Here is a 3309-nt window from a genome sequence, read left to right as displayed (position 1 = left end):
ACGAATGAACTGGATCCAGGTGCTGCTGATCGGGTCGATCGTCGCACTGCTCGTCTACCTGCTGCGGTCGCGCAGGAGCGCGCGGTCGCGGGCCTGGGTCAAGGTCGGATATGTGGCCTTCGTGCTGGCCGGCGTCTATGCCGTGCTGCGGCCCGACGACACCACCGTGATCGCGCACTGGTTCGGGGTGCGCCGCGGCACCGACCTGATGCTCTACGCGCTGATCATGGCGTTCAGTTTCACCACGCTGAGCACCTACCTGCGGTTCAAGGACCTCGAGTTGCGCTACGCACGGCTGGCCCGGGCGGTCGCGCTCGAGGGTGCGCAGGCACCCGGGCAACGCTAGCCCGTGCGCACCCGGCGGAAGTAGTCGACGGTGCGGCGCACTCCCTCGTCCAGGTCCACCTGCGGGCGCCAGCCCAGCACGCTGTCGGCCAGGCCGATGTCCAGGCAGGACCGTTTCAGGTCGCCCAGGCGCGGCGGGTGGAACTGCGGGTCGTCAGGCGCGCCGGCGGCCGCCGCCACCGCCGAATGCAGTTGCCGGTCCGAGGTTTCGGTGCCCGTGCCGATGTTGAAACGCTGCCCGCCGCCCGCCTCGCCGGAAGCCTTGACGAACGCCTCGACCACGTCGTCGACGAACACGTAGTCGCGGGTGTTGCCGCCGTCGCCGAACACCTTGGTGGGCTTGCCCGCCAACAGCGCCCGGGCGAAGATCGCCACCACGCCGGCCTCGCCGTGCGGGTCCTGGCGCGGGCCGTAGACGTTCGCCGGGGCGATGTGCGAGCAGTCCAGGCCGTACAGGTGGCGGAAGGTGTTCAGGTAGATCTCCCCCGCCACCTTGCCCGCGGCGTACGGCGACACCGGGTCGGTGGGGACCGTCTCGGGGGTCGGGTAGCGCGCCGGGACGCCGTAGATGGACCCGCCCGAGGAGGTGTGCACGATCTTGCGGACACCGGCGCGCCGCGCCGCCTCGGCCAGGCGGACCGTGCCGAGCACGTTGACCGACGCGTCGAACTGCGGGTCGGCGACCGAGCGCCGCACATCGATCTGCGCCGCCAGGTGGAACACCACCTCGGGGCGGTGCCGGTCCAGGACGTCGTCCAGCTCCGCGGTCACGATGTCGGCCTCGACGAAGTCATAGGCCGGGTTGCCGGCCAGGTGCTCGAGGTTGGCCGCTTTGCCGCTGGCGAAGTTGTCCAGCCCCACCACCGTGTGACCGTCGCCCAGCAGACGGTCGACTAGCGTCGACCCGATGAAACCGGCTGCCCCGGTGACCAGTGCGCGCACCGGCCCACCATACCGGCGGGCCTTGCCCAAGACCCGCATCCCGTGGGTCGCCGTGGCCGCCGCCGCGCTGATCGCGGTGCAGCTGGGCATCCGCGCCGTGCTGGCGTTCGGCGGCTACTTCTACTGGGACGACCTGATTCTCGTCGGCAAGGCCGGCACGCAGGGGCTGTGGTCGCCGTCGTACCTGTTCGACGACCACGACGGTCACCTGATGCCGGCCGCGTTCCTGCTCGCCGGCGCCATCGTCCGGGCCGCACCCCTGGACTGGACGGGCCCGGCGATCAGCCTCGTGCTGCTGGCGCTGCTGGTCTCGCTGGCCCTGCTGCGCGCCCTGCACGTCATCCTGGGCTGGCGCCCGGTGCTGCTGATCCCGTTGACGTTCGCGCTGTTCACCCCGCTGGCGGTGCCCGGGTTCGCCTGGTGGGCGGCGGCGCTGAACTCGCTGCCGATGCTGGCCGCGCTGTCCTGGGTGTGCGCCGACGCGATCCTGCTGGTGCGCACCGGCAACCGGCGTTACGCGGTGACCGGTGCGCTGGCCTACCTGGCGGGCCTGGTGTTCTTCGAGAAGGCCGCGGTGATCCCGTTCGTCGCCTTTGCCGTGGCCGCATTGCTGGCTCACGTGGGGGGCGACCGGTCGGCTCTGCGGACGGTGTGGCGGGCCGGTGTGCGGTTGTGGGTGGCCTGCCTGGCGCTGACCCTCGCCTGGGTGGCGGTCTATCTGGCTGTCGTCAACCAGCGGCGGTGGAGTTTCGACCCGGCGATGACCGGGGCGCTGCTGTGGCGATCGGTCACCCACGGCATCGTGCCGGGGCTGGCCGGCGGGCCGTGGCGCTGGGACCGGTGGGCCCCGGCCTCCCCGTGGGCCGCGCCCGGCCCGGCGGTGATGGCGCTCGGCTGGCTGCTGCTGGCCGGGCTGCTGGCGCTGTCCCTGGTCCGCAAAAAGCGCATCGGACCGGTCTGGCTCACCGCGGCCGGCTACGCCGTCGCCTGCCAGGTGCCGATCTACCTGATGCGCTCGTCGAAGCTGACCGCACTCGAGCTCGCCCAGACGCTGCGGTATCTGCCCGATCTCGTCGTGGTGCTGACGCTGCTGGCCGCCGTCGCGCTGTGCGCCCCCAACCGGCCGGGCCCGGCGCGCCGGCTGGACGCCTCTCCCGGGCGCGCCGTGGCGGTGGGTGTGCTGGCGGCGGCGTTCGTGGCCAGCAGCCTGTACTCGACGGCGACGTTTCTGGCGAGTTGGCGCGACAACCCCGCGCAGCCCTACCTGCGCAACACCCTGGCCGGCCTGGCGAGCGCGCACGCGGCCTCGACGGCGCCGCTGCTCGACCAGGAGGTCGACCCGCTGGTGCTACAGCGGATCGTCGGACCAGAGAACCTGGCCAGCCACCTGTTCGCCCTGGTCCGGAACCGACCGGAATTCGCCTCGGCGACAACACAATTGCGCATGCTGGATAGCTCGGGCCGGCTGGTCGACGCGCACGTGACGTGGGTACGCACCATCGTGCCGGGACCGCTGCCGCGGTGCGGGTACTTCGCGCAGCCGGACAAACCGGCGCGGCTGCTGCTCGACGGGCCCCTGCTGCCCGCCGACTGGACCGTCGAACTGAACTACCTGGCCAACAGCGACGGGTCGATGACGTTGTCGCTGAACCAGGGACCCGACGTCCGGGTTGCGGTGCATCCGGGACTCAACCGGGTTTTCGTGCGCCTGCCGGGTGCCGGGGTTGCGATCACGGTGCGCGCCGACACCGCCGCGCTGTCGTTGTGTATCGCGTCGGGGCCCGTGGGTTTCCTGGCGCCGGCCTGAGCGGCGCCGAGCGTCACGCTGGCGTGACAACGGACGCGGAGCGTCGCGCTGGCGTGACGCTCGGCGTCTGAAAGCGTGCAGCCGCCCGGGGCGCGCGGGATCGCCTCTCTGCCCGGGGCCTGGGGACACGCGTACGCAACGACCGACGCGGCGGGTGCCGACCCCTGCGGACCCCGTCGTCGGGGATCGCGACCACGATCCGATCCGACCTGGGC

At 72.0% G+C, this 3309-nt stretch carries 3 protein-coding genes; 2 read left to right on the top strand and 1 reads right to left on the bottom strand.

Annotation, left to right across the window (positions count from 1 at the left end):
* Positions 1-4: 4 nt before the first annotated feature.
* Positions 5-346, top strand: a complete 342-nt coding sequence (locus ACOJVU_RS17660; protein ID WP_421530959.1) for a DUF2304 domain-containing protein — start codon at positions 5-7, stop codon at positions 344-346.
* On the opposite strand, the gene ACOJVU_RS17655 is transcribed toward ACOJVU_RS17660, so the two are convergent.
* On the bottom strand, positions 343-1287 hold the full coding sequence (locus ACOJVU_RS17655) for an NAD-dependent epimerase/dehydratase family protein (RefSeq protein WP_421530957.1): 945 nt from the start codon (positions 1285-1287) through the stop codon (positions 343-345). The genes ACOJVU_RS17660 and ACOJVU_RS17655 overlap by 4 nt on opposite strands.
* Before the next feature lie 22 nt (positions 1288-1309).
* On the opposite strand from ACOJVU_RS17655, the gene ACOJVU_RS17650 reads away from it, so the two are divergent.
* Complete coding sequence (locus ACOJVU_RS17650; protein WP_421530958.1) at positions 1310-3094, top strand: hypothetical protein; 1785 nt, start codon at positions 1310-1312, stop codon at positions 3092-3094.
* Positions 3095-3309: the final 215 nt, after the last annotated feature.

The sequence above is a fragment of the Mycobacterium sp. THU-M104 genome, from assembly GCF_049197365.1.
In the GTDB taxonomy this organism is placed as follows: domain Bacteria; phylum Actinomycetota; class Actinomycetes; order Mycobacteriales; family Mycobacteriaceae; genus Mycobacterium.
Note: the sequence above shows the minus strand (reverse complement) of the source record. Positions and strands in the feature narration are given on the sequence as shown.

Excerpts from the sequence above, each read along its gene's own strand:
- ACOJVU_RS17660 (WP_421530959.1), top strand. The coding sequence starts at position 5 with ATGAACTGGATCCAGGTGCTGCTGATCGGGTCGATCGTCGCACTGCTC.